The 23,956-nt window shown below is 73.0% G+C and carries 24 protein-coding genes and 1 tRNA gene; 13 read left to right on the top strand and 12 right to left on the bottom strand.

Annotation, left to right across the window (positions count from 1 at the left end; translation table 11 throughout):
• Positions 1-61 precede the first annotated feature (61 nt).
• Positions 62-1,774 carry a DoxX family membrane protein gene (locus tag ACFVST_RS23120; protein WP_390155164.1) on the top strand — a complete coding sequence of 571 codons (1,713 nt, stop codon included), beginning with the start codon at positions 62-64 and terminating at the stop codon, positions 1,772-1,774.
• A gap of 87 nt (positions 1,775-1,861) precedes the next feature.
• On the opposite strand, the gene ACFVST_RS23115 is transcribed toward ACFVST_RS23120, so the two are convergent.
• The 3 genes from ACFVST_RS23115 to ACFVST_RS23105 all read right to left on the bottom strand — a co-directional run bounded on the left by ACFVST_RS23115 (position 1,862) and on the right by ACFVST_RS23105 (position 4,566).
• The gene (locus ACFVST_RS23115) at positions 1,862-2,578 is read right to left on the bottom strand and encodes an NDP-sugar synthase (RefSeq protein WP_390155162.1); all 717 of its coding nucleotides are present in this window, start codon (positions 2,576-2,578) and stop codon (positions 1,862-1,864) included.
• A gap of 71 nt (positions 2,579-2,649) precedes the next feature.
• Entirely contained in the window at positions 2,650-3,093 is a 444-nt protein-coding gene (locus ACFVST_RS23110) for a hypothetical protein (RefSeq protein WP_390155160.1), read from the bottom strand.
• Positions 3,094-3,429: 336 nt separating this feature from the next.
• Entirely contained in the window at positions 3,430-4,566 is a 1,137-nt protein-coding gene (locus ACFVST_RS23105; RefSeq protein WP_390155158.1) for an ABC transporter ATP-binding protein, read from the bottom strand.
• Between the two features lie 214 nt (positions 4,567-4,780).
• Here ACFVST_RS23105 and ACFVST_RS23100 point away from each other — a divergent pair.
• The 5 genes from ACFVST_RS23100 to ACFVST_RS23080 all read left to right on the top strand — a co-directional run bounded on the left by ACFVST_RS23100 (position 4,781) and on the right by ACFVST_RS23080 (position 7,279).
• Positions 4,781-4,854, top strand: a tRNA-Thr gene (locus tag ACFVST_RS23100).
• A gap of 37 nt (positions 4,855-4,891) precedes the next feature.
• Complete coding sequence (locus ACFVST_RS23095) at positions 4,892-5,335, top strand: GNAT family N-acetyltransferase (RefSeq protein ID WP_390155156.1); 444 nt, start codon at positions 4,892-4,894, stop codon at positions 5,333-5,335.
• Positions 5,328-5,753, top strand: coding sequence for an NUDIX domain-containing protein (locus tag ACFVST_RS23090; protein WP_390155154.1), 426 nt, complete (start codon positions 5,328-5,330; stop codon positions 5,751-5,753). The genes ACFVST_RS23095 and ACFVST_RS23090 overlap by 8 nt, the downstream gene beginning before the upstream one ends.
• A gap of 45 nt (positions 5,754-5,798) precedes the next feature.
• Positions 5,799-6,716: an aminoglycoside phosphotransferase family protein gene (locus ACFVST_RS23085; protein ID WP_390155181.1), complete on the top strand. Its 918-nt coding sequence runs from the start codon at positions 5,799-5,801 to the stop codon at positions 6,714-6,716.
• Between the two features lie 86 nt (positions 6,717-6,802).
• A complete protein-coding gene (locus ACFVST_RS23080) occupies positions 6,803-7,279 on the top strand; it encodes a GNAT family N-acetyltransferase (protein WP_390155152.1) in 477 nt (158 codons plus the stop codon).
• 5 nt (positions 7,280-7,284) lie between these two features.
• On the opposite strand, the gene ACFVST_RS23075 is transcribed toward ACFVST_RS23080, so the two are convergent.
• A complete protein-coding gene (locus ACFVST_RS23075) occupies positions 7,285-8,781 on the bottom strand; it encodes an MFS transporter (RefSeq protein ID WP_390155148.1) in 1,497 nt (498 codons plus the stop codon).
• 113 nt (positions 8,782-8,894) lie between these two features.
• Between ACFVST_RS23075 and ACFVST_RS23070 the strand changes: the two genes are divergently transcribed.
• Positions 8,895-9,614, top strand: a complete 720-nt coding sequence (locus ACFVST_RS23070; protein ID WP_390155145.1) for a pentapeptide repeat-containing protein — start codon at positions 8,895-8,897, stop codon at positions 9,612-9,614.
• 220 nt (positions 9,615-9,834) lie between these two features.
• Here the strand turns inward: ACFVST_RS23070 and ACFVST_RS23065 are convergent, their stop codons facing one another.
• Positions 9,835-10,332: a hypothetical protein gene (locus ACFVST_RS23065; RefSeq protein WP_390155142.1), complete on the bottom strand. Its 498-nt coding sequence runs from the start codon at positions 10,330-10,332 to the stop codon at positions 9,835-9,837.
• Positions 10,333-10,467: 135 nt separating this feature from the next.
• Positions 10,468-11,043, bottom strand: a complete 576-nt coding sequence (locus ACFVST_RS23060) for a TerD family protein (protein WP_390155139.1) — start codon at positions 11,041-11,043, stop codon at positions 10,468-10,470.
• A gap of 168 nt (positions 11,044-11,211) precedes the next feature.
• On the opposite strand from ACFVST_RS23060, the gene arfB reads away from it, so the two are divergent.
• Positions 11,212-11,673, top strand: a complete 462-nt coding sequence (arfB, locus tag ACFVST_RS23055) for an alternative ribosome rescue aminoacyl-tRNA hydrolase ArfB (protein WP_390155136.1) — start codon at positions 11,212-11,214, stop codon at positions 11,671-11,673.
• A 51-nt stretch (positions 11,674-11,724) separates the two neighbouring features.
• Here the strand turns inward: arfB and ACFVST_RS23050 are convergent, their stop codons facing one another.
• Complete coding sequence (locus ACFVST_RS23050; protein WP_390155133.1) at positions 11,725-12,312, bottom strand: flavin reductase family protein; 588 nt, start codon at positions 12,310-12,312, stop codon at positions 11,725-11,727.
• Between the two features lie 514 nt (positions 12,313-12,826).
• Between ACFVST_RS23050 and cdgB the strand changes: the two genes are divergently transcribed.
• Together cdgB and ACFVST_RS23040 are read left to right on the top strand one after the other, a co-directional pair.
• The gene (gene cdgB, locus ACFVST_RS23045) at positions 12,827-14,455 is read left to right on the top strand and encodes a diguanylate cyclase CdgB (RefSeq protein WP_390155131.1); all 1,629 of its coding nucleotides are present in this window, start codon (positions 12,827-12,829) and stop codon (positions 14,453-14,455) included.
• Positions 14,456-14,572: 117 nt separating this feature from the next.
• A complete protein-coding gene (locus tag ACFVST_RS23040; protein ID WP_390155128.1) occupies positions 14,573-15,580 on the top strand; it encodes a carbohydrate-binding protein in 1,008 nt (335 codons plus the stop codon).
• Between the two features lie 25 nt (positions 15,581-15,605).
• Here ACFVST_RS23040 and ACFVST_RS23035 read toward each other — a convergent pair whose 3' ends face one another.
• The 3 genes from ACFVST_RS23035 to ACFVST_RS23025 all read right to left on the bottom strand — a co-directional run bounded on the left by ACFVST_RS23035 (position 15,606) and on the right by ACFVST_RS23025 (position 18,815).
• Complete coding sequence (locus ACFVST_RS23035; protein WP_390155125.1) at positions 15,606-16,529, bottom strand: 1-phosphofructokinase family hexose kinase; 924 nt, start codon at positions 16,527-16,529, stop codon at positions 15,606-15,608.
• A 109-nt stretch (positions 16,530-16,638) separates the two neighbouring features.
• Complete coding sequence (nagA, locus tag ACFVST_RS23030) at positions 16,639-17,805, bottom strand: N-acetylglucosamine-6-phosphate deacetylase (protein WP_390155122.1); 1,167 nt, start codon at positions 17,803-17,805, stop codon at positions 16,639-16,641.
• The gene (locus ACFVST_RS23025; protein ID WP_390155119.1) at positions 17,805-18,815 is read right to left on the bottom strand and encodes an ROK family protein; all 1,011 of its coding nucleotides are present in this window, start codon (positions 18,813-18,815) and stop codon (positions 17,805-17,807) included. The genes nagA and ACFVST_RS23025 overlap by 1 nt, the downstream gene beginning before the upstream one ends.
• 309 nt (positions 18,816-19,124) lie before the next feature.
• On the opposite strand from ACFVST_RS23025, the gene ACFVST_RS23020 reads away from it, so the two are divergent.
• Genes ACFVST_RS23020 through otsB form a run of 3 tightly spaced genes read left to right on the top strand, consistent with a single transcriptional unit; the run spans position 19,125 to position 21,499 of the window.
• Complete coding sequence (locus ACFVST_RS23020; protein WP_390155178.1) at positions 19,125-20,342, top strand: extracellular solute-binding protein; 1,218 nt, start codon at positions 19,125-19,127, stop codon at positions 20,340-20,342.
• A 43-nt stretch (positions 20,343-20,385) separates the two neighbouring features.
• Positions 20,386-20,628 (top strand): DUF3263 domain-containing protein, encoded by a 243-nt coding sequence (locus ACFVST_RS23015; RefSeq protein ID WP_390155116.1) that lies wholly within the window; start codon positions 20,386-20,388, stop codon positions 20,626-20,628.
• 28 nt (positions 20,629-20,656) lie between these two features.
• On the top strand, positions 20,657-21,499 hold the full coding sequence (gene otsB, locus ACFVST_RS23010) for a trehalose-phosphatase (protein WP_390155113.1): 843 nt from the start codon (positions 20,657-20,659) through the stop codon (positions 21,497-21,499).
• On the opposite strand, the gene ACFVST_RS23005 is transcribed toward otsB, so the two are convergent.
• Together ACFVST_RS23005 and ACFVST_RS23000 are read right to left on the bottom strand one after the other, a co-directional pair.
• Positions 21,496-22,932 carry a trehalose-6-phosphate synthase gene (locus tag ACFVST_RS23005; protein ID WP_390155111.1) on the bottom strand — a complete coding sequence of 479 codons (1,437 nt, stop codon included), beginning with the start codon at positions 22,930-22,932 and terminating at the stop codon, positions 21,496-21,498. The two genes, otsB and ACFVST_RS23005, sit on opposite strands and share 4 nt — an antisense overlap.
• Before the next feature lie 62 nt (positions 22,933-22,994).
• Positions 22,995-23,948 (bottom strand): glucosyl-3-phosphoglycerate synthase, encoded by a 954-nt coding sequence (locus ACFVST_RS23000; RefSeq protein ID WP_390155108.1) that lies wholly within the window; start codon positions 23,946-23,948, stop codon positions 22,995-22,997.
• Positions 23,949-23,956: the final 8 nt, after the last annotated feature.

Genomic DNA, 23,956 nt, shown 5'->3' with positions numbered 1-23,956 from the left:
GACGGGGCCCGGACATTCGGCGGGGCCGAGGCAGTGTCCTATGGACAGGTCACTCGGTTAGATGAGTGTGGACACCAGAACTCCCCGCACTCCCACGGGGGACCGCTCGTCGGGATTCGACGATGTTCCCGCGCTGAGCATGGTGAAGGTGCCGAGCGATCCGGCGCAGGTCATCGTCAACCACGCGAGTTTCCGGGTACAGCTCCCCGGCGGACCGCAGACCGCCTCGGCCCGGGTCGCCGGTGCCGCGTACGACCGCGCGCGGGCGGCGCGCGTTCCCGCGGGTGCGGCTCCGGGTGTCGGCGGGCGCAGAGCCCCCGTGGTGTGGAGCGGTCGTTCGGCGCCGGGTGACCCGGGGGCCACCGGGTTGCTGCAGGCGGTCCGCGGTGCCGGGGTGCGCCACCCCGGGGACGAGCGGCCCGCGGGCGAGCAGGGCTCCACCCAGGTCATCCCCCGGGTGGATCTGGACGACGACACGGTGCAGACGCCCGCGGTCGGCGCCCCCCGCGGCCCGGCGGAGCCGCGTACCCCGCTGCTGCCGCAGATGCGCTCGGCGGCCGGTGACCATGACGAACACCCCGGCGACATCGGCGAGTTCACCCTCGGCGCCCCGCCCGCGCGGCCCGACTACGGGGACTACGGCGACCACGCCTCCGACGCCTACGAGCCGAGCGGTGCGGACGGGGAGCGGAGCCGGGCCCGCCACCGCGGCGAGGACGTCCGGCACGCCTACTACCCGGGCCGCCGGCTCAATCTGGGGGTGGTGCTCCTCCCGCTCCGCGTCTTCCTCGGCTTCATCTCCGTCTACGCCGGCATGGGCAAGCTCTGCGACCCGGTCTACTTCGACGGCGGCAAGCGGGGCTCCCTGGTCACCTGGCTCGGCTCGCTGCACCCCTGGGCGCTGGCCGAGCCGCTACGCGACTTCGCACTCCAGCACCCGGTGGGCGCCGGACTCACGGTGGCCTTCCTCCAGGTCCTCGTCGGGGTACTGACCGTGCTCGGGCTGTGGCAGCGGGCCGTCGCGGTGCTCGGCGCGCTGCTGTCCGCGGCGCTGCTGGTCACCGTGAGCTGGCGCACCGTGCCCGTCTACGACGCGCCCGACATCATCTGTCTGGCCGCCTGGTCGCCGCTGATCATCGCCGGTGCGCCGGTGTACTCGGTGGACGGGCGGCTGGCCGCGGAGGCGTGGCGGCGGCTCGGGCCGCGGGCCACCCTGTGGGATCTGCGGCGGCGGGTGCTGCGCCGCGGCGGTCTGATCGGCGCGTTCGCCGTCGGCGTCACTCTGCTCGTCGGCGCCCTCCTCGGCGGCGCGGTACGGGACGCCGACCGGGTCAGCGTGCCCGGCCCGGGCGAGGCCCCCCGCAACAGCCTGCCCGGCCGGACCCTGCCCGGCGAGCCCTCCGCGACCGGCAGCCGCCAGCACCGCAGCCCCGCCGCCACCGGTACGCCGGGCGCGGGTGCCTCCGCGAGCCCTTCGCAGCCTGCCGCCCCGCCGTCCGCGCCGAGTTCGGCGGTGACCGAGGGGGCCGGGCAGCCCGGTGAGACCCAGGGCACCGGTCAGGTTCCGCCGCCTCCGCAGCAACAGGCGCCCGCCCAGCCGCCCGCGACCACTTCCGGCCCCTCCACGGGCGGCGCCGGGGCGGGCCCCACCAGCGACGGCGGCACCAACGGCACCCCCTCCGGGGGGACTTCGACTTCCGGAGGCTCGTCCTCCGGAGGCTCGTCTTCGGGTGGTTCCTCGGGCGGCAGCCTCGTCGGCGGCCTCCTCGGCTGACGTTCCGGCGGCCTCCCGGAGACACCGGCGCCCGCCAACTCCCCGCAAGGACAGGGGTGTTGGCGGGCGCCGCGGTGTGTGTACCGGTCAGGGCTGGAGGGCGGCGAGCTCCCGGGCGGCCTCGGTGAGGTCCTTCGCGGTGTCGATGGCCCGCCAGTACGCGCCGTGCGGGATCGGGTATCCGGCGAGCTGCCGCTTCCGGGCCAGCCCGGGGAAGGTGGTGCGCTCATGGTCGCCGCGGTCCGGCAGCAGCGCGGTGAAGGGCGCCGCGAACACATAGACACCGGCGTTGATGAGATACGGCGAGGGCGGCGCCTCGATGAAGTCCGTGATGTTGCCGAAGGCGTCGGTCTCCACCGCACCCCAGGGGATACGCGGCCGGGCCAGGGCGAGGGTGGCCTGCGCATCGCGCTCGGTGTGGAAGTCGGCCATCTCACGGAGTGAGAAGCGGGTCCAGATGTCGCCGTTGGTGGCGTACCAGGGGCCGTTCGCGTCGGGGAGGTGGCGGGCCGCGTACTTGAGGCCGCCGCCGCGGCCCAGCGGCTCCTTCTCCACCACGGTGGTGACATCGAGCGGCAGTCGCGCCGACTCCAGCCATTCCTGGAGGACTTCGGCGAGATGCCCGCAGGAGACCACGGCGTGGGTGACACCTTCCTCGGCGAGCCAGGCCAGTTGGTGGCCGATGATGGGGGTGCCGGTGCCGGGGATCTCGACCATCGGCTTGGGACGGTCATCGGTGTAGGGCCGCAGCCGGGAGCCCTGACCGCCGGCCAGGACCACGGCCTGGGTGGGACGCAGAGTCATGCCCGCACCCTACGTGGCGGCCGGCCCCGTACCGACGCGGCCCGCCCCCGGCGGTGCGGGGGCGGGGCGGGTCAGGAGGCGGTGATGCCGGCGGCGAAGGAGGTGTCGCAGACGGGGCGGGCGAAGGACTGGGCCTGGTGTGCTCCGTAGGCGCGGACCGCTGCCCGGCCGAGGGCGCGGGCGATCTCGCCGCAGTGCTCGGCGAGCTTGGGCTTGTCGTTGACGGCCTGCTGGAGGTGGGTGAGCGCGACGCCCGGGTCCTTCTCCTGGACTTCGAGCAGCAGGCGGTCGCGCAGGGCCTCTTCCGCGGTGGGCGCCGCGGCGTGCCGGCCGGCGTCCGGGACGGACGCGTCCGACGCGGCCAGTACCGAATCCTTGGCGCCGCCCGACCAGTTGACGCGGGTGACCGCGAGAGTCCCGGAGAGCACCAGGACGACGGGCAGGACGAGGGCGAGGGTGCGGCCGATGCGCTGGGCGGGGCCGCGCCGCGGGAGCGGCTTGTCGAAGTGCGTCACGCGATTGAGCGTAGCGCTCGGTGATGTTTTAGCGACATTTCGTCACCCTGAAGAGGGATGGTGAAGTGTCAGATTCTTCAACGGTGTTGACGAGCGGGGCGAATTGCCCGCTCTGTCGGGGCATTTATCGACAACTCGTCTACTCGACCGGCCCGCCTGGCACGTTTGCCCGCCTACTCGCCTGCGTCCAGGGCCTCTTGACGCAGCAGAAGGAGCCCCGCACACGGGGTGCGGGGCTCCCTACTTTGCGGCTGCCGGTTCGGGCCGCCCGATCGGCCGGCGTCAACTCACCGTCCGCACAAGCCCGTTGGCCCGATCGCCGTGGTCTGCCGATCCTCAGTCGCTGAGGCGCTCGCCGGTGGAGGTGGCGAAGACGTGGGTCTCGCCGGCCCGCGGCACCACATGCAGCTTGGTGCCCTTCTCCGGCACCTGGCGGCCGTTGACCCGGACCACCAGGTCGGTCTCCTTGCCGTCGACCTCCGCGGAGCCGTAGACATAGCCGTCGGCGCCGAGCTCCTCCACCACGTTCACCGAGACGGCGAGGCCCGCCGGCTTGTCCGAGGCGTCCTTGGAGAGGGACTTGGCGGCCTCGCCGTTCAGCTCGACCACATCGAAGTGCTCGGGGCGCACGCCCACGGTGACGGTGCGGTCGCCCTTGTCGGACGCGGCCTTGAGGGCGTCCCGGTTGACCGGCACCACCGAGTTGCCGAACTTCACACCGCCGTCCGTGATCGGCACCTCCACCAGGTTCATCGCGGGGGAGCCGATGAAGCCGGCGACGAAGAGGTTGGCCGGCTTGTCGTACATGTTGCGCGGCGAGTCGACCTGCTGGAGCAGGCCGTCCTTCAGCACCGCCACCCGGTCGCCCATGGTCATGGCCTCGACCTGGTCGTGGGTCACGTAGACGGTGGTGATGCCCAGACGGCGCTGGAGGGAGGCGATCTGGGTGCGGGTGGAGACGCGGAGCTTTGCATCGAGGTTCGACAGCGGCTCGTCCATGAGGAAGACCTGCGGCTCCCGGACGATGGCCCGGCCCATCGCGACGCGCTGCCGCTGACCGCCGGAGAGCGCCTTCGGCTTGCGGTCCAGGTACGCGGTGAGGTCGAGGATCTTCGCGGCCTCCTCGACCTTCTTGCGGATCTCGGCCTTCGGCACCCCGGCGATCTTGAGCGCGAAGCCCATGTTGTCGGCGACCGTCATATGCGGGTAGAGCGCGTAGTTCTGGAACACCATGGCGATGTCCCGGTCCTTGGGCGGCAGGTGCGTGACGTCGCGGTCACCGATCCGGATGGCGCCGCCGTTGACGTCCTCCAGACCTGCCAGCATCCGCAGCGAGGTCGACTTGCCGCAGCCCGAGGGGCCGACGAGGACGAGGAACTCACCGTCCGCGATGTCGATGTCGAGGCCGTCGACGGCGGGCTTGTCGCCACCCGGGTAGATCCGGGTCGCCTTGTCGAACGTGACTGTTGCCATGGCTGTTAAGCCCCCTTCACCGGCAGGAACGTGCCGGACGATCCGAGTAAAGGAAGAGACCGCCGCGGGCGTTTCCCGCAGAGGTGTAGTCCACATCAGCGAACGTGGACAGGACGTTACCCAAGGGCCAGGGATCTGTCAGCACCTGCCGCCCACCGGACTTCCCCCAGCCCCCCGCCCCCACCCCGCCCAGGCCCGTTACACTGCACCCGTCGCCTCCTTAGCTCAGCTGGCCAGAGCACCGCTCTTGTAAAGCGAAGGTCGTCGGTTCGAATCCGACAGGGGGCTCTCTGCTTGACCTGCGCTCGCTCCCCGCCGGTGGTTGATGTGCGGGCGATCGAGGGGCCTGGATGTGATCCGGTACGTCGAGGACATGACCGAGGTCGATGAGGGGATGCTCGGTGGGTTTTTCGTCGGGTGGCCCCGGGGGGCTTCGGTGGCTCAGCATCTGGCCGTGTTGCGGGGGAGTTTTCGGGCGGTGGTCGCCGTCGACGAGGGCACCGGGCGGGTCGTGGGGTTCGTCAATCTGATCAGTGATGGGGTGCTCACCGCGGCCATTCCGTGGCTGGAGGTCCTCCCCGCGTATCAACGGCGGGGGATCGGGGCGGAGTTGGTGCGGCGGGTGTTGGTGGGGACGGAGGGGTTCTACTCGGTGGATCTGCTCTGCGATGGGCCGCTGCTGCCGTACTACGAGCGGTTCGGGATGGTCCCGGTGCAGGGGGCGGCGCTGCGTCGGGGTGCGGCTCTGGAGGGTGGGGACGGTGGGTGAGGGTGAACTCGGGGGTGCGGAGGCGGTGTTGATCGACACGGTGGCGTGGGTGCGGGTCGAGGGCGGGCGGGTGCTGTGTGCGCGGCCGCGGGGCAAGGACGTCTTCTATGTGCCCGGCGGCAAGCGGGAGCCCGGCGAGAGCGATCTGGCGACCCTGGTGCGGGAGATCGAGGAGGAGCTGACGGTACGGCTCGATCCGGCGACGGCGGTCCACCTGGGCACGTACGAGGCGGAGGTGCCGGGGCTGCCGAGCGCGGTGGTGCGGATGAGCTGTTACACCGCGCGGTACGCGGGGACGTTGGCGCCGAGCAGTGAGATCGAGGAGACGGACTGGTTCTCGTACGCGGACCGGCCGCTGGTGCCGCCGGTGGACCAGCTTCTCTTTGACGATCTGCGGGCGGCCGGCGAGCTTCGCTGACCCGCCGGGCGGGCGGGGGCGGTCCCGAGGCCGTGCCCGGGGAGCCTGCCTAGGATCGGGCGGGTGGAGATTCCCGGGGAGTTGGTGGCGGCGCGGATCGCGCACGGTGGGGCGGCGGGGCGGCGGTTCCTGGCCGAACTGCCGGGCCGCGCCGAGTACTTCCTGCGGGAGTGGGGGCTGCGGCCGGACGGTGCCGCGATGGCGGGGGTGTGTGCCCTGGTGCTGCCGGTGGTGCGGGCGGACGGGCTGCCCGCGGTGCTCAAGCTCCAGGACCCGGACGAGGAGACGGCGGGCGAGCCGCGGGCGCTGCGGGCCTGGCGCGGTGACGGTGCCGTACTGCTGCTCGACCACGACGCGGCCACCGGCACCATGCTGCTGGAACGGCTCGACCCGGCCCGCCCGCTGCCCGGTGCGGGGGACTCGCGGGAGGCGGTGCTGGTACTCGCCGGGCTGCTGGCGCGGTTGACGGCCCGGCCCGCACCGGAGGGCCTGCGCCAACTGGACGTGATCGCGAGGGAGTTGCTGGAGCGGGCGGGACGGGAGTTGCCGCGGGTGGCGGATCCGGTGGTGCGCTCGCTGCTGGTGGACTGCGCGGCGGCGCTGCGGGAGGTCGCCGGCGAGTGCGGGGACCGGCTGCTGCACTGGGATCTGCATTTCGGCAATGTGCTGGCCGGGCGGCGGGAGCCGTGGCTGGTGATCGACCCCAAGCCGCTCGCCGGTGACCCCGGTTTCGAGCTGCTGCCCGCGCTGCACAACCGCTATCTGCCGGACGAGGTGCGGTGGCGGTTCGAGGCGATGACCGGCGAGCTGGGCCTGGACCGGGCGCGGGCGCGGGCCTGGACGCTGGCCCGGGTGCTGGAGTTCTGCCTGTGGGAGCTGGCGGAGACGGGCGAGCTGGCGCGGCCGGGGGAGCCGGCCGGCGCCGCCCGCGTCCTGGACATCGCCGCCCGGCTGCGCCACTGACCTGCGGCCGGACCCCTCCCCGCGCCGCCCGTCTCCCCCCTCGGACGGCGCCCGCGCACCGTGCCGCCCCCGGTTAGCCTGCGCGCATGATTCGTACCGCGACGCCCGCCGACGTGCCCGTACTGCATTCCATGATCCGGGAGTTGGCCGACTACGAGAAGGCGTTGCACGAGGTGCGGGGCGGGGAGGAGCAGTTGGCCGAGGCGCTGTTCGGGGAGCGGCCCGCGGCCTTCGCGCATCTCGCGGTGGACGACGCCAGCGGTGAGGCGGTGGGCTTCGCCCTGTGGTTCCTGAACTTCTCCACCTGGCGCGGGGTACACGGCGTCTATCTGGAGGACCTCTATGTACGGCCGGAGCGGCGCGGCGGCGGGCACGGCCGGGCGCTGCTGGCGCACCTGGCCCGGCTCTGCGTCGAGCGCGGCTATGAGCGCCTGGAGTGGTCGGTACTGAACTGGAACGAGCCGTCCATCGGCTTCTACCGCTCGCTGGGCGCCCGCCCGCAGGACGAGTGGACCGTCTTCCGCCTCACCGACGACGCCCTCCACCGCCTCGGCACCCCGTAGAGGGCCTATTCGACCGGTTCCGGGACCGGCTCGTCGGCCGGGACGGGGTGTCTCGGGGCGCGGCCGGTGACCATCAGGCCGGCCACCAGGGCCGCCAGCAGCATCACGCCGACGGCCACCCAGAGGGCCACCGTGTAGCCGTGCACCACTGCGGCGCGTTCCACCTGGGTGCGCTGGGCGGGGTTGGTGAGGTGCCGGGTGATGTAGGCGGTGGCGCTGCTGGTGGCGATGGTGTTGAGCAGTGCGGTGCCGATGGACCCGCCGACCTGCTGGGCGGTGTTGACGGTGGCCGAGGTGACCCCGGAGTCGTGCGGGGCGACCCCGGCCGTGGCGGTGGCCATGACCGGCATGAAGACCAGGCCCATCCCGAGCCCGAGGAGCAGTTCGGCGGGCAGTACGTGCGAGGTGTAGTCGGCGGAGACGCTGAGCTGGGTGAGGATCAGCAGGCCCCCGGCGGCGAGGATCGCACCGGGCACCATCAGGGTGCGGGGCGCGGTGTACTGGAGCAGCCGGGCGGAGATCTGGGTGGAGCCGATGATGATCGCCGCGGTCATCGGCAGGAAGGCGAGCCCGGCCTTGAGGGGCGAGTAGCCGAGGATGGTCTGCAGGTAGTACGTCATGAAGAGGAACAGCCCGAACAGGCCGATGGTGGCCAGCCCCATGGTGATGAAGCTGCCGGCCCGGTTGCGGTCCCGGACGATGTGCAGCGGCAGCAGGGGGTGCGGGGCGCGTTTCTGCCAGGCCACGAAGAGGGTGAGCAGGACGCCGCCGCCGATGAGCAGCGCCAGTACGAACGGGCTGCTCCAGCCGCGGGGCTCGGCCTCGCTGCACCCGTAGACGATGGCGACGAGGCCGCCGCAGCCGAGGAGTACACCGGGGACGTCCAGGCGGGCCTCGGCGTGGCCGGGGCGGTCGTGCAGCAGGCTGAGCGCGCCGAGTACGGCGATGCCGGCGATCGGGATGTTGACGTAGAGGCACCAGCGCCAGCTCAGGTACTCGGTGAGGATGCCGCCCATGATGAAGCCGATGGCGGCGCCCCCGCCCGCGATGGCGCCGTAGATGCCGAAGGCCTTGCCGCGTTCTCTCGGGTCGGTGAACGTCGTGGTGAGCAGGGAGAGCGCGGAGGGCGCGAGGACCGCGGCGAAGCAGCCCTGGAGTGCGCGGGCGCCGAAGAGCATGGCGGAGGACTCGGCCGCGCCGCCGATGCCGGAGGCGAGGGCGAAGCCGATCAGGCCGATCACAAAGGTGCGTTTGCGGCCCACGAAGTCCGCGATCCGGCCGCCGAGCAGCAGCAGTCCGCCGAAGGCGAGGGTGTAGGCGGTGATCACCCACTGCCGGTTGGCGTCGGACATGTGCAGCGCGTGCTGGGCGGAGGGGAGCGCGATGTTCACGATCGTGGCGTCCAGGACGACCATGAGCTGGGCGAGCGCGATGATGACCAGGCCCCACCACCGATGCGGGTCCTGTCCCGGGACGGGCTCACCTTTCCGGGTGAAGGTCACAGGGTCAGAACACCATGAATCGGTACCCACTGCATCCCCGCTGCCGAGGCCGCGGCAGCGGGGATCCGCCCGCCCCGGGCGGCGTTGTCAGTGGGGCAGGGCAGCATGGGGCCATGCCCGATGCCAAGCGCCCCGCCACCTCCCATGCCGACCCGGCCGGTCGGCCCCGACGTCGCGCCGGACCCCGGCGGGCGCGGCGGCCCGAGCTGCGGCTGCCGGTGCTCACGCCCTGGCCCGACGAGCCGCTGTCCCCGGGCGGCGACTACGACGGCCTGGAGCTCTCCGACGCCGATCTCACCGGGCAGGACGGCGGCGGCGCCCGACTGATGGACTGCCTGCTCCGCGGCTGCGCCCTGGACGAGACCCGGCTGGCCCGGGCCCGCGTCCTCGACTCGCGGCTGGACGCGCCCCGCGGTGTCGGCACCGACCTGTCCGGGGCCACTCTGCGGGACGTGGAGCTGGTCGACGCCCGGCTCGGCGGTACGCAGTTGCACGGGGCGGAACTGGAGCGCGTCGTCATCCGCGGCGGCAAGATCGACTACCTGAATCTCCGGGGCGCCCGGCTGCGGGACGTGGTCTTCGAGGGCTGCGTACTGGTGGAGCCGGACTTCGGCGGGGCGCGCCTGGAGCGGGTCGAGTTCCCGGACTGCACCCTGCGCGAGGCCGACCTCAGCGCCGCCACCCTCAGCGAGGTCGACCTGCGGCACACCGCGTCCCTCGGCATCGCCGCCGGGCTGGACCGCCTCTCCGGCGCCGTGATCAGTCCCGCCCAACTCCTCGACCTGGCACCGGCGCTGGCGGCCCAGCTCGGACTACGGGTGGAGGCGACGTAGGGCGGGGCGTCGGTGTTGGGCGGTGGCCGGAGGGGATCGCCTGCACCAGATGCGGCCGCCTCCTGCTGCGCGCCCATCTACGCGAACCCTGGGGAGACCTCTCCCACTCGACCCGGCACTACGCCCTCACGACCCCGGACGGGACCACGGTGCTCCGCCTCTTTCCCACGGACGCCGGCCGGATCGTGCGAGCCCCTGACGGATCCGCACGAGGGTCCGTTCAGCAGCGGGGAAAGCGGGATTGGAGGCCCCAGAGGATCGCGTTGTCGGCGAGGCCCTCGTGCAGGTCGGTCAGGTCGGCGATCAGGTCGTGCAGGAAGTCCCGTGCCTCGCGCCGGAGTTCGGTGTGCTGGAAGGTCAGTGGGGGCTCGTCGCCGGGACGCCATTCGCCCTCGATCTCCACCCGGCCGAAGCGGCGCTCGAAGAGCATCCGGTCGCTGGACTCGGTGAAGTCCAGCTCCGCGTACTGCGGTCGGGCGGCCCTGCTGCCCAGCGGGTCCCGGTCGAGCTGCTCGACGATGTCGCACAGCGCCCAGGCGAAGTCCAGTACGGGCACCCAGCCCCAGGCGGTGGCCAGTTCGCGGTCCTGCTCGGTGTCGGCCAGATAGACGTCGCCGCAGAAGAGGTCATGGCGCAGGGCGCGGGTCTGGGCGGTGCGGTAGTCCGCGTCCGGGGGGTCGGGGAAGCGGGCGGAGAGGGCGTAGCCGATGTCGAGCACCCGCCGATCGTCCCATGCGCCCGGCGGCGGCCGTACGGCAGCGGGAGAGGAGGGAGCGGCAGCGGGAGAGGCGGCGTACCGCGGGACCGGCCGGGGGCGGTGGCACCCGGCCGGTCCCGAACTCCGGTACCGGAGTCAGACGTTGACGCCGAAGTCCTGGGCGATGCCGACCAGGCCGGAGGCGTAGCCCTGGCCGACGGCGCGGAACTTCCACTCCGCGCCGTTCCGGTACAGCTCGCCGAAGACCATGGCGGTCTCGGTCGCCGCGTCCTCGCTCAGGTCGTAGCGGGCGATCTCCGCGCCGCCGGCCTGGTTGATGATGCGGATGTAGGCGTTGCGGACCTGGCCGAAGTTCTGGCCGCGGTTCTCCGCGTCGTAGATGGAGACGGGGAAGACGATCTTGTCGATGTCGGCGGGCAGGCCCGCGAGGTTGACGTTGATCGCCTCGTCGTCGCCGTCGCCCTCGCCGGTGCGGTTGTCGCCGGTGTGGACGATGGTCTGGTCCGGGGTCTGCTTGTTGTTGAAGAAGATGAAGTGGCCGTCGGAGTAGACCTTGCCCTCCGGGTTGACCGCGATCGCGGAGGCGTCCAGGTCGAAGTCCGTGCCGGTGGTGGTGCGGACGTCCCAGCCGAGGCCCACCGTGACGGCGGTCAGACCCGGTGCCTCCTTGGTGAGCGAGACATTGCCGCCTTTGGACAGGCTTACAGCCATATCGGGAAGTCCTTCCTGGTTGGTGTGCGGGCCTCGTACCGATGACGAAGGCACCCGTCACGCATAGGAACGCAGCGCGGTGACCGCCAGGTTCCAGCTCCGGGGGCTTTCTTCACCGCGGGGGAAAAAGGGGTGACGGGGGCGGGGCGGGCGCGGGACCATGGGGGTATGTCTGGTCCTGTCCGGGGGGCCGGGGGCCTTCCCCCGGGCCACCTCCACATCCGTGGCTCCGTCTCGCTGCCCGAGTCCGAGCTGAACTGGCGCTTCTCCCGCTCCTCCGGGCCGGGCGGCCAGCATGTCAACACCAGTGATTCGAAAGCCGAGTTGCGCTTCGATCTGGCGCGCACCAAGGCGCTGCCCCCGGTGTGGAAGGAGCGGGCGCTGGAGCGGCTCGCCGGGCGCCTGGTCGACGGGGTCGTCTCGGTCAGCGCCTCCGAGCACCGTTCCCAGTGGCGCAACCGCGAGGCGGCCGCCGTCCGGCTGGCCGCCCTGCTCGCCGAGGCGACGGCACCTCCACCGAGGGCCCGGCGCGCCACCCGTATCCCCCGCGGTATCAACGAGCGCCGGCTGAAGCAGAAGAAGCAGCGCGGCGAGACCAAACGCGGCCGCTCGGCCCGCGACTGGACCTGACCGCCCAAGTCCCCACCCGCGCCCGGCCGTTCAGCGGTACACCGGCCCCGCTCACCCCAAGTCGCGGTAGCGGCCCCGGTAGTAGAGGAGCGGGGAGTCCTCGGTGTGGGCGAGGTCGGTGGTGAGGACGTCGGCGATGACGAGGGTGTGGTCACCGGCCGGGACGCGGTCCCGGGTGCGGCATTCGAGGGTGGCCAGGGAGCCGTCCACCAGGAGCGCCCCGGAGGCCTCGCCGCGGCGGCAGCGCAGGTCCTGGAAGAGGAGGCGGTCGCTGACCCTGCCCTTCATGGCGAAGCGGCCCGCGATATGCCGCTGCCGCCGGGTCAGCAGGGAGGCGCCCCACAGCGGCTGTTCGGCGAGCAGGTCGTCCATCCGGGAGCCCTCGCGCAGGCTGACCATGACCAGCGGCGGATCGAGCGAGACCGACATGAAGGCGGTGGCGGTCATCCCGGCGTCCTCGCCGGCCGGGCCCTCCGGGTCCAGGGCCGGTTCGTGCGCGGTGACCAGCACCACGCCCGCCGTCAGCCGCGCCATGGCCGCGCGGAACTCCTCGTCGCTCACCCCCACAGCATGGCCCACGGCGGGGGTGAGGGGGTCGGGCGGCGGGGCGGAATCCGTCGTACTGGGGGTATTCGACACGTACTTGACGGTAGCCTCGGCGGTGGCGGCCCGCATCGGACCCGGGGCGGATGTACGGCCTAGGTCCCAGGGCCGAAATCCGGGGGGACGGGAAGGGGCGACTCGCATGTCATCTGCGTTCTGTACGGTTCGGGGAACGGTGCGGTCCGGTGGGTCAAGTCCCGTGAGGATCTTGTGACTTGACTCACAGAGGGCATAATTTGTTGACCCTGTGTACCGAGTGGGAAGCTCACTGTGATTCAGTGACGGGGACACTGCGACAAGTACGCCGAACGATCGCGCCCGACGACCGTGCCGGACGGGCGCGAGCACTGCGAGAGCCGTGCGGACCGCGTGCACCACACGTGGACCGGCGCGGTACGGCACGGACCGGCAGCGCCTGCCCGGCCCGCCGCGGCACCGCCGACGGACCGGGCCGCACTGACCGACACCGAACGGACCCAACCGACGATTGACGAACCTGACGGAACCTGACTGAACCGGAGTTGCTGTCGAGGTCTCGGGGAGAGCGAGCATGGAGACCGAGTCGGAGCCGTACGTCCGTCTTGCGACCCTGCGGCAGCTACACCGGGTGATGGCGGACATGAACACCGCGCGCAGCCTGGCCGACACGATGCAGACCGTCGCCGACGGCGTGGTCAACGGCCTCGGATACGAACTGGCCTGTGTGAACCTGGTCCGCCCCGACGGCGACCTGGTGGTCGCCGCCCTCGCCGGGGACGCCGCCGCGGAGGCCCTGATCACCGGCCGGGTCGGTTCCCGGGTCTCCTGGGAGCGGCGGCTCTCCATGGGCGAGGCCTGGGGAGACCTCCGGTTCATCCCGCACACCGAGGGCTGGGTCCTCGACGAGGACGACGTCCCGCAGTGGTACACGGACGGCCCGGAGCCCCGCTTCGAGGACGAGTGGCACCCCTCCGACCGCCTCTTCGCGCCCCTCTACGCGCCCGGCGCCTCCGGCGGCGACCTCCTCGGCGTGATCTCCGTGGACCGGCCGCGCAACGGCCGCCGCCCCGGCGCCTGGGGCCGGGAAGCGCTCCAGATGTACGCGTTCCAGGCCGCGATCGCGATCAGCAACGCCCGGCTGCGCACCAATATGCAGCGGGCCCTGGTCCGGCTGGAGCGCGAGCAGCAGGCCCTCAGAGCCAGCGAGGAGTCCTTCCGCCAGGCCTTCGAGTACGCGCCGTCCGGGATGGCCATCGCCGAGATGGGCGGGGACCAGCACGGCCGCATCCTGCGCAGCAACGACGCCCTGTGCCGGCTGCTGAACCGCCCGGCCTCCGCGATGCGCCGCTACTCCTTCTCCGACCTGGTGCACCCCGAGGACATCGGCACCCTGCTGCGCACCTCCGCCGAGGGCGGCCGGGCCGAGCTGCGCCTGGCCCGCCGGGACGGCAGCTTCCTCTGGGTCTCCATGCGGAACTCCGTGGTCGCCGACGCCGCCGACGGCCCCCGCTTCCTGCTCACCCACGTCGAGGACATAGAGGAACGCAAGCGCCGCGAGCTGCAGTTGGCGCACCGCGCCTCGCACGACTCGCTCACCGGCCTGCCCAACTCGGCGGAGCTGCGCGCCCGGCTCGGCGCCCGCCTCTGCGGCCGCCCCCAGGCCCTGCCCACCGGCTCGCTGGACGCGGCGTACGGCGGCGAGCACGGCTACGGCGCCGGGCACCCCGCCGCCCACGGCCCCGCCGGGCCCGTCTTCGAGCATGTGCACACGGTGGCGCCGCAGGGGGACACCGACGACGGCACCAAGGGCCTCGCCGTCCTCTTCTGCGACCTGGACGGCTTCAAGTCGATCAACGACCGCTTCGGCCACCACACCGGCGACGCCGTACTGATCGAGGTGGCCCGCCGGCTCACCAGCGGCGTGCGGGACGGGGACACGGTGGCCCGGCTCGGCGGCGACGAGTTCGTGGTGCTCGCGGACGGCCTCGGCCGGGCCGACGCCCAGGACCTCGCGGTGCGGCTGCGGAACGCGATCATCCCGCCGATCCGGGTCGACGGCCGGGCGGTCCGGGTGGGCGCCAGCTTCGGCATCGGCTGGGCGCACTGCGGCATGTCCGCGGACGAGGTGCTGGCCTCGGCCGACCAGCGGATGTACATCGAGAAGCGATCTCGTGCGAAACAGCACAGGCGCGCCGGCTGAAGCCCAGGTCAGCGCAGTGTAGTGGGTTCGGGCCCGAGCGGGGGCGCCCGTCCGGCCCACCCGGAGCGGTAGGCTCGCCGGGTCCGAAGTCTGTAACTGCCAAGGAGTGACCTAGGGATGACGGCCGGCAACAACGGCGCGAGCACGCCCGAGGACGAAGACCCGTTCGGCTATCTGTACGCCGACGGGCAGGCGTCCGGCGCCACCCCGCCCAGCGGGGGCGGCGGTTACGGCTATCCGGGCCCGCGCTCCTCCCACCACCAGGTCCGTGCGGTGGGCGAGCGACAGTACGGGCAGCAGGCGGCGGGGCGCGGCGGTTACGGCTATCCGCCGCCGGCCGGGCAGCAGACCCAGCAGGCCACCGCCTCCTTCGGGCAGGTGCCGCAGCAGACCCAGCAGCAGCCGAACCACCAGCCCAACGCGCACTACCAGGCGCCGGAGACGCTGCCCGGGGGCACGCCGCAGCGCTCGGCTCCGCGCAGGTCCGACGGCGGCCGGGGCCGCGGTCCCAACACCAAGGGCCTGCTGATCGGTGCGATCGCGGTGGTGGCGGCCGTCGTCATAGGAATCGGCGCGGCCATGCTCAGCAGCGGCGACGACAAGGACAAGGGCGACCCGGAGGCCGGTCCCTCCAGCTCGGCCCCCGTCGAGACGGCGCAGCCCAGCAAGGAGCCCACCAAGGAGCCCAGCGCCAAGCCGACGGTGAAGCTGCCCAAGGCCGACGCGAAGGCGCTGAAGCTGGCCGGCGGCACGGTGACGGCCTCCGACATCGACGGCGCCACCGCCGACGGCGGCGTCTATGTCGCCGGCTTCAACAACCCTGGTGCGTCGGTCACTTGGACCATCGACGGCGTCCCGAAGGCGAAGACCTACCGCTTCTACGTGGCGTACGGGGTGCCCGGCAAGGCCGCCGACGCCACGGTCACCGTGAACGGCAAGGCGCAGGACCGTCCGCTGAACATGGGGAACTTCGCCCACGCCAAGAAGGACGACTGGGAGAAGGGCTGGACCCAGACCTGGGCGACCGTGCCGCTCAACAAGGGCACCAACACCATCACGATCTCCTGCGGCGACGGCAACAAGTGCGACGCCAACCTCGACAAGGTATGGCTGGCCACGGCCTAGGTCCTTCCCGCTGTCAGGCCCGGCCTCAGCCGTCCGCCTCGGTGACCTTCACCTGCCGGCGCAGGTCCGCGTAGGCCGCCGCGTCGTACTCGCCGGCGCCGGGGGCGAGGACGGTGGCCGCGGAGAGGGCCACCGCTCGGGTCAGGCGTTCCGGCCAGGGCGCGTCCTCGACCAGCCCGGACAGCAGTCCGGCCACGGCGGAGTCGCCGGCTCCGGTCGGATTGCCGTGCACCCGGGTCGGCGGGGCGGCCCGCCAGCGGCCCTCCGGGGTGGCGGCGAGCAGCCCGTCCGCGCCGAGGGAGGCGACCACGGTGCGCCCGCCGCGGCGCCGCACCTCGCGCACGGCCTGGTCCGGGTCGTGAGATCCGGTCAGTTCGGCGAGTTCGTCCGCGTTGGGCTTGAGGAGGTCGGGGCGGGCGGCGAGGCCGCGGCGCAGCGGCTCCCCGCTGGTGTCCAGCAGTACCGGCACCCCGGCCGCGCGGGCGGTCCGCACCAGCCGGGCGTAGGCGCCGACGGGCACCCCGGGCGGAAGGCTGCCGCAGAGCGCGACGGCCCGTGCGGTGCGCAGCAGTTCCTCGTAGCGGGCGGTGAACTCCTCCCACTCGGCCGGGCCGATGTGCGGTCCCGGCTCGTTGAGCTGGGTGGTGTCCCCGCCGGCCGCGTCCACCACGGCGACCGTACGGCGGGTGGGGCCGGACACTTCCACCAGTGCGTCGGTCAACCCGCTTGTGCCGGCGAGGAGTTGGCGCACCGTCCGCCCGGTGGCGCCGCCCGCCAGACCGGTGGCGGTGACCGGGTGGCCGAGGGCGGCGAGCACCCGGGCCACATTGAGGCCCTTGCCGCCGGGGCGCTCGATGACCTCGGTGACGCGGTGCGAGGCGTACGGACGCAGCGCGGGGACGCGGTAGGTGAGGTCGAGGGCGGTGTTCAGTGTGACCGTGAGGATCACCCGGACCCCTCCTGGGACGTCAGAGGGCAGCTTGCGGTCCTGATCATGCCAAAGACCGGGCGGCCGGCCCAGACCACGGCCGGCCGCTCGGGACGTATCGCCGACGGTCTCAGTCCCCGCGCGGGTCCACGATCCACTCGCCCTTGCGCAGCACGCCCTTGAGGGCGAACTCCGCGTCCAGTACGACCAGATCGGCGTCCTTGCCGGGCTCGATGCTGCCGACGCGGTCGTCGAGGCCGAGGAGCCGCGCCGGGTTGGTGGAGATGGCGCGGACGATGTCCGGCACCGGCAGCCGGTCGACGGTGGCGGCCCGGTGGAAGGCGCGGTCCAGGGTGAGGGTGGAGCCGGCGATGGAGCCGCCCTCGGCGAGCCGGGCCACTCCGTCCCTGACCTCGACCTCCAGCGGCCCCAGGTGGTAGACGCCGTCCCCGAATCCGGCCGCGTCCATCGCGTCGGTGATGAACGCGACCCGGGCGGCGCCCGCGTGGTGGAAGGCGAGGCGCAGGGCGGCCGGGTGCAGATGGGTGCCGTCGTCGATCAGCTCGACGGTGACCCGCTCGTCCTCCAGCAGCGCGGTGATGGGGCCGGGGGCGCGGTGGCCGAGCGGCGGCATCGCGTTGAAGAGGTGGGTGGCGACGGTGGCCCCGGCGTCGATGGCGGCCGCGGTCTGCTCGTAGTCGGCGTCGGTGTGGCCGACGGCGGCGATCACCCCGTGCTCGGTGAGCAGCCGTACCGAGTCCAGGCCGCCGGGGAGTTCGGTGGCGAGGGTGACCATCCGGGCCTGGCCGCGGGCCGCGTCCAGGAGTTTGCGTACCGCGGCGGGGTCCGGGTCCCGCAGCAGGGCCTCGGAGTGGGCGCCCTTGCGGCAGGGCGAGATGAACGGCCCCTCGAAGTGGACACCGGCGATCTCGCCCTGCTCGGCCAGCTCGGAGAGCAGCCCGGCCCGCTGCGCCAGCGCGTCCATCTCACCGGTGACGGTGGAGGCGACGAGGGTGGTGGTGCCGTGGAGCCGGTGGGTGCGCACGCCGTGCAGGACGTCCTCGACGGTGCCGTTGGTGAAGGAGGCGCCGCCGCCGCCGTGGTTGTGCAGGTCCACGAAGCCGGGGACCAGCCAGTGCCCGCTGAGGTCGACGGTGTCCGCGGTACCGGGGTCCGCGCCGGGAGCGCTCCCGCCGGTGTCCGTGATGCGGCTTCCCTCGACGGTGACCCGTCCGTCGGGAACGGTGCCGGTGGGCAGCACCACCTGGGCTCCGGCGAGGACTGTACGAGCGGCCATCAGTCGATTACCTCCGAGGAGTCCGTGGGGGCTGGGGAGTCTGGGGGATCTGTGGGGACGGGGTCGTGCGGGGCGGACGGGCCGGGGTGCCCGGCGCCGAGCAGGTCCCAGGCGAGCAGCCCCGCGCCGAGGCAGCCCGCGGTGTCGCCGAGCGCGGCGGGCACGATCGCGGGCTGCTGCTGGAAGGTGATGCGCCGCGCGACCGCGGCCCGCAGCGGTGTGAACAGGGTTTCCCCCGCCTCGGCGAGACCGCCGCCGATGATCAGGGTCTCCGGGTCCAGCAGGGTGAGCGCGGTGACCAGCCCGTCGGCGAGCGCGTCCACCGCCTCCTGCCACACCTGCCGGGCCCGCGGATCACCGGAGGCGACGGCCTTGGCGCAGTCCGCGGCGTCGGCGTCCGGATCGCCGGTGGCGGCGGCCCAGGCCTGGCTGACGGCGGAGGCGGAGGCCAGCCGCTCCAGGCAGCCGCGCTGCCCGCAGCCGCAGGGCGGCCCGCCTGGCCGGACCACGATGTGGCCGATCTCACCGGCGGACCCATGGGCGCCCGGTTCGATGGCGCCGCCGATGCCGATGGCCCCCGCGATCCCGGTGCCGAGCGGTACGAAGAGGAAGCGTTCCGCGCCGCGTCCGGCACCGATACGGCCCTCGGCGAGGCCGCCGGTGCGCACATCGTGGCCGAGGGCGACGGGCACGTTGCCGAGGCGTTCGGCGAGCAGTCTCCGCAGCGGGACGTCACGCCAGCCCAGGTTGGCCGCGTAGACGGCGATGCCGTGCTCGGCGTCGACGATGCCGGGCACCGCGACCCCGGCGGCCGCGGCGGGCTGCCCGAAGTGGCGCAGGCCGTGGTCGCGCAGGTCGGCGGCGAAGTCGGCGATGGCGGCGACCACGGCCTCCGGGCCCCGTTCGCGGCCGGTGGCCCGCCGGGTCTCGTGGAGCAGCGCGCCGTCCGCCCCGACCAGAGCGGCCTTCATCCCGGTGCCGCCCACATCGAGGGCGATGACATGTCTCACGGGGACAGTGTCCCGCCTTCGTTCCGACAGGTCTAGTCCAGTTCACCCATGGACCTGCGTTTTCGCACCGGAAACACCGTGCAAACGCCGCGGAAGCGACGTCCCGCCCTCCGCGCCTCCCGCTTCCCCCGCCGACTCCCGTTGCCCAAGCGAGACTTCCGTGGTGTAGACCTTGGAAGCGGCCTCGGGGGGAGGCGCGGTCCTCCAGGAGCCACCACGAGCACGGGGGACGATCGGAACGGCTGAAGGGGACAGGGGACGGTTGTGCGGCGTCTGACAGCACTGACCGCGGCGGTGGCCGCACTCGGGATGACCGTGGGACTCACCGCCTGCACCGGCGGCGGTTCCGGCGACACCACCCTCACCCTGGTCGCCGCCGACTACGGCACCTCCGCCTCGGACAGCTCCAAGAAGTACTGGGACAAGCTGGCCGCCCGTTACGAGAAGAGCCACCCCGGTATCCGGATCGACGTCCGCGTCTACCCCTGGAGCGAGGTCGACAGCAAGGTCAAGGGCCTGGTCGCGGCCGGCAAGGCCCCCGACATGGCGCAGATCGGCGCCTACGCCGGCTACGCCGCCCGGCACAAGCTGTACAGCGCCGACGACCTGCTCTCCATATCCACCCAGTCCGGCTTCCTCACCCCCCTCAGCCAGGCCGGACAGGTCAACCGCACCCAGTACGGGATGCCGTTCGTCTCCTCCACCCGCCTGCTCTTCTACAACAAGACCCTCTTCGCGAAGGCCGGCATCACCGCCCCGCCGCAGAGCTGGACCGACCTCCAGCACGACGCCCGGGCGCTCAGGAAGGCCGGGGTGAAGACGCCCTTCGCGCTGCCGCTCGGCCCCGAGGAGGCGCAGGCCGAGACCCTGATGTGGCTGCTCAGCGGTGGCGAGGGCTACACCGACAACGTCGGCTCCTACAGCCTCGATTCCAAGACCAACGTCAACACCTTCGACTGGCTGAAGACCAGCCTCGTCGGCGAGCACCTCACCGGCCCCGTCGCCCCCGGCAAGCTCGACCGCGCCGACGCCTTCGCCGGCTTCACCCGCGGCGAGGTCGGGATGCTCAACGGCCACCCCTCCCTGATGCGGCTCGCCGGCAAGAAGGGCGTCAAGTACGGCATGGTGCCGATGCCCGGCATCAACGGCCGGGCCAAGGCCACCATGGGCGTCGCCGACTGGATGACCGCGTTCAAGCAGAACGGCCACGGCAAGGAGATCGGCCGCTTCCTCGACTACGTCTACAGCGACCGCAACCACCTGGCGTTCTGCGAGGAGTACGGACTGTTGCCGGTCACCGCCTCCGCCTCCGAGAAGATGGCCCGGGACCCGTCCCGGTCCGACCTCGCGCCCTTCCTCCGGGAGCTGCCCAACGCGCAGCTCTACCCCGTCGGCAAGACCTCCTGGGGCGAGGTCAGCGCCGCCATCAAGAAGAACATCGGCAACGCGGTCTCCGACCACGGCAACCCCGAGGCCATCCTCACCCAGCTCCAACGCCAGGCCGCCGGCGCCGAGGGCGCCTCCTAGGCCGACCGGACCCCGGCACCGGGCACCGCGTATCGTCGCCGCCATGTCCGCCCCCGCCGAGCGCCCGCTGTCGTCCCTTGAGGAAGGCATCCTCGCCTTCGAAGGGCGCGACTGGCCCGCGCCCGGCGCCAAGGAGCGCGCCATCCGCGAGCAGTTGGACCTCGCCCCCGTCCGCTACTACCAGCTCCTCAACGCCCTCCTCGACGACCCCCGTGCCCTGGCCCACGCCCCCGTCACCGTCAACCGCCTGCGCCGGGTCCGCGCCGCCCGCCGTACGGAGCGCTGATCCGGCGGCGCGTGGGTAGGGTCAGCCCATGGGCAGCCTTCCGGACTCCTTGCCGACGCCGCGGACCGCAGCCGGGCGCGACGGCCTCGCCGCACTCACCGCCCGGCCCCAACAGGCCGTGATCGCCCTCGACTTCGACGGCACCCTCGCCCCGATCGTGCCCGACCCCGACCAGGCCCGCGCCCACCCCGACGCGGTGCCCGCACTCGCCGCACTGGCCCCCCGGGTGCGCTCGGTCGCCGTACTCACCGGCCGCCCCGCGGCCCTCGCCGTCCGCTACGGCGGCTTCGCCGGGGTGCCGGGCCTGGACCACCTCGTCGTCCTCGGCCACTACGGCACCGAACGCTGGGACGCGGCCGACGGCACCGTACGGGCGCCCGCCGAGCACCCCGGGCTTCCGCCGGTGCGGGCCGAACTGCCCGGGGTGCTGGAGCGGGCCGGGGCGTGGCCCGGCGTCCGGGTCGAGGAGAAGGGCCGCTCGGTCGCCGTGCACACCCGCCGCGCCGACGACCCCGGGGCCGCGTTCGAAGCCCTGCGGCAACCTCTGGCCTCGCTCGCCGCCCGGCACGGCCTGATCGTCGAACCGGGCAAGCTGGTACTGGAGTTGCGCCCACCCGGCATGGACAAGGGCGCCGCCCTCACCTCCTATGTGCGCGAGGTCGGCGCCGGGACGGTCCTCTATGCCGGGGACGACCTGGGGGACCTGCCGGCCTTCGCCGCCGTGGACAAGCTCCGCTCACAGGGCGTACCGGGCCTGCTGGTGTGCAGCGGCAGCACCGAGGCGACCGAACTGGCGGACCGCGCCGACCTGGTGGTCGACGGCCCGTCCGGAGTGGTGTCCCTACTCGCCGCCCTCGCGGCAACGCACTAGTCCAGCGCCTCCAGGGCGTGGAGCTGGTCCAGGAACCAGCGGGCCGGGGGGAGGGCGGTGGCGGCCTCGGCGAGGCGGGCGCTGCGTTCGGCGCGTTCCGTGGGCGGTTGGGACAGTGCCCGGTGCAGCGCGTCCGCGGTGCCGACCACGTCGTACGGGTTGACCGTGAAGGACAGCTCGCCCAGCTCCTCGTGGGCGCCGGCCTCCCGGGACAGCACCAGGGAGCAGCCCTCCTCGGAGACCACCGGGATCTCCTTGGCGACCAGGTTCATCCCGTCCCGGATCGGGTTGACCAGCGCCACGTCGGCCAGCCGGTACGCGGCGAGCGAGCGGGCGAAGTCGTCCTTGAGGTGCAGCACCACCGGCGTCCAATCGCCGCGGCCGAACTCGGAGTTGATCTCGTCCGCGAGCCGGGCCACCTCCGCCGTGTAGTCGCGGTAGACGGCCAGGTCCTGCCGGGACGGGTAGGCGAAGGCGAGGTGCACCACGTGCCCGCGCCACTCGGGCCGCTCGGTCAGCAGATGCCGGAAGGCGAGCAGCCCGCGGACGATGTTCTTGGACAGCTCGGTGCGGTCCACCCGCACCACGGTGCGGCGGGGGCGGCCGTCGGGCGCCAGGCCGATCTGCTCGCGCAGCGCCGTCAGCCGCTCGTCCACGTCGGGTGTGCGGGCCCGGCCGCGCAGGAACTCCCCGTCGGCGCCCAGCCCGTGCACACCGATCGCGGTGCCGCCGGTGCCGCCGGGCAGCCGGTCGGCGCAGCAGTCGGCGAAGGCGCCGGCCCAGCGGTGGGTGAGGAAGCCGAGGCGGTCCGCGCCCAGCATCCCGGTCAGCAGTTGCCCGGCGATGTCGTCGGGCAGCAGCCGGAAGTAGTCGGGCGGCGCCCACGGTGTGTGCGAGAAGTGGCCGATCCGCAGATCGGGCCGGAGCGCCCGGAGCATCCCCGGCACCAGCGCCAGGTGGTAGTCCTGCACCAGCACCGCGGCCCGCGGCGCCGCGTCCTCGGCGAGCGCCTCCGCGAAGGCCCGGTTGTAGGTCTCATAGGCGGCCCAGCGGCGCCGGAACGCGGCGTCGAAGACCGGTTCCAGCGGCGTCTGGTACAGCATGTGGTGCACAAACCAGAGCACCGAGTTGGCGATGCCGTTGTACGCGTCGGCGTGCACCGCCGGGTCGACGGTGAGCATCCGCACCCGCTGCCCCGCGGTGTCCCCCGGGTCGAGCCGCCCGTCGTCGGTGGCGGTCGCGGCCCGCCGGTCGCCCTCGCCGAGCGCGGCGCACACCCACAGGGCGTCCGTCTCGGGGCCGATCGCGGAGAGCCCGGAGACCAGGCCGCCGCCACCGCGGTGGGCGGTCAGGGTGCCGTCGTCCGCGGGGCGGTAGGCGACCGGCCCGCGGTTGGAGGCGACGAGGACCTGCGCAGCCTGAGAATGACCCATACCCGGAACCTAGCCACCGCGCCCGGCCACCAAACCGCCGCGGACCGGGCCTCCGGAGCCCTCTACGCGGCGTCCCGGGAGGTGTACTCCGTGATCGAGGCCATCGGCGGCCGCTCCTCGGTGTCCACCGGGAACGTCCGCGGTTCGAAGCCGTTCTCGCCGCGTACGTACTGGGTGAGCTCCGGCCGCAGCAGATGCCCGCGGGCAAGCCGGACCTGTGCCGTGCGGTAGATCGCCGCGGACATCCGCCCCAGCGCCTGCCCGTCCTGGTGCCGGTGGCGCCGCACCCCCACATCGACCTGGGCCAGCGCGTCCAGGCCCACCGTGTGCAGCGCGTCCACCAGCAGCCCCAGCTCCACGCCGTAGCCCACCGGGAACGGCAGCCGCTCCAGCAGCGAGCGGCGGGCCGCGTACTCGCCGCCGAGGGGCTGGACGAAACCGGCCAGTTGCGGCCAGTGCATATTGAGCAGTGGGCGCGCCACCAGCTCGGTGACCCGGCCGCCCTGCCCGCCGCCGGCCGCGGCCGCCAGTGGCCGGTCGTACATCGCCTTCACCAGGTGGACCTCCGGGTCGGTGAGCAGCGGGCCGACGATGCCGGTGACGAAGTCCGCGGAGAACTCGGTGAGATCGGCGTCCACGAAGCAGACCACGTCCCCGCCGGTGACCAGCAGCGAGCGCCACAGCACCTCGCCCTTGCCGGGCAGGGCGGGTATCCGCGGCAGCACCGAGTCCCGGTGCACCACCCGCGCCCCCGCCGAGGCCGCCACCTGTGCCGTACGGTCCGTGGAGCCCGAGTCCAGTACCACCAGCTCGTCCACCAGCGGGGCGGCCGGCGCCATCAGTTCGCGGCGGATCACGGTGGCGATCCGGCCGACCGTCGCCTCCTCGTCGAGCGCCGGCAGCACCACGCTCACCGTGCTGCCCGCCGCCCGCTTCGCGGTGAGCAACTGCTGCATCCCGCGGTCGCGCACCGACCAGGAGCGCCTGGTCAGCCAGCGCTCGACCTCCTCCAGCACCGTTCTTC

The sequence above is a fragment of the Streptomyces sp. NPDC058045 genome (genome assembly GCF_042885635.1).
GTDB lineage: Bacteria > Actinomycetota > Actinomycetes > Streptomycetales > Streptomycetaceae > Streptomyces.
The sequence above is the reverse complement of the archived record's forward strand: the minus strand, read 5'-3'. Positions and strand labels throughout refer to the sequence as shown.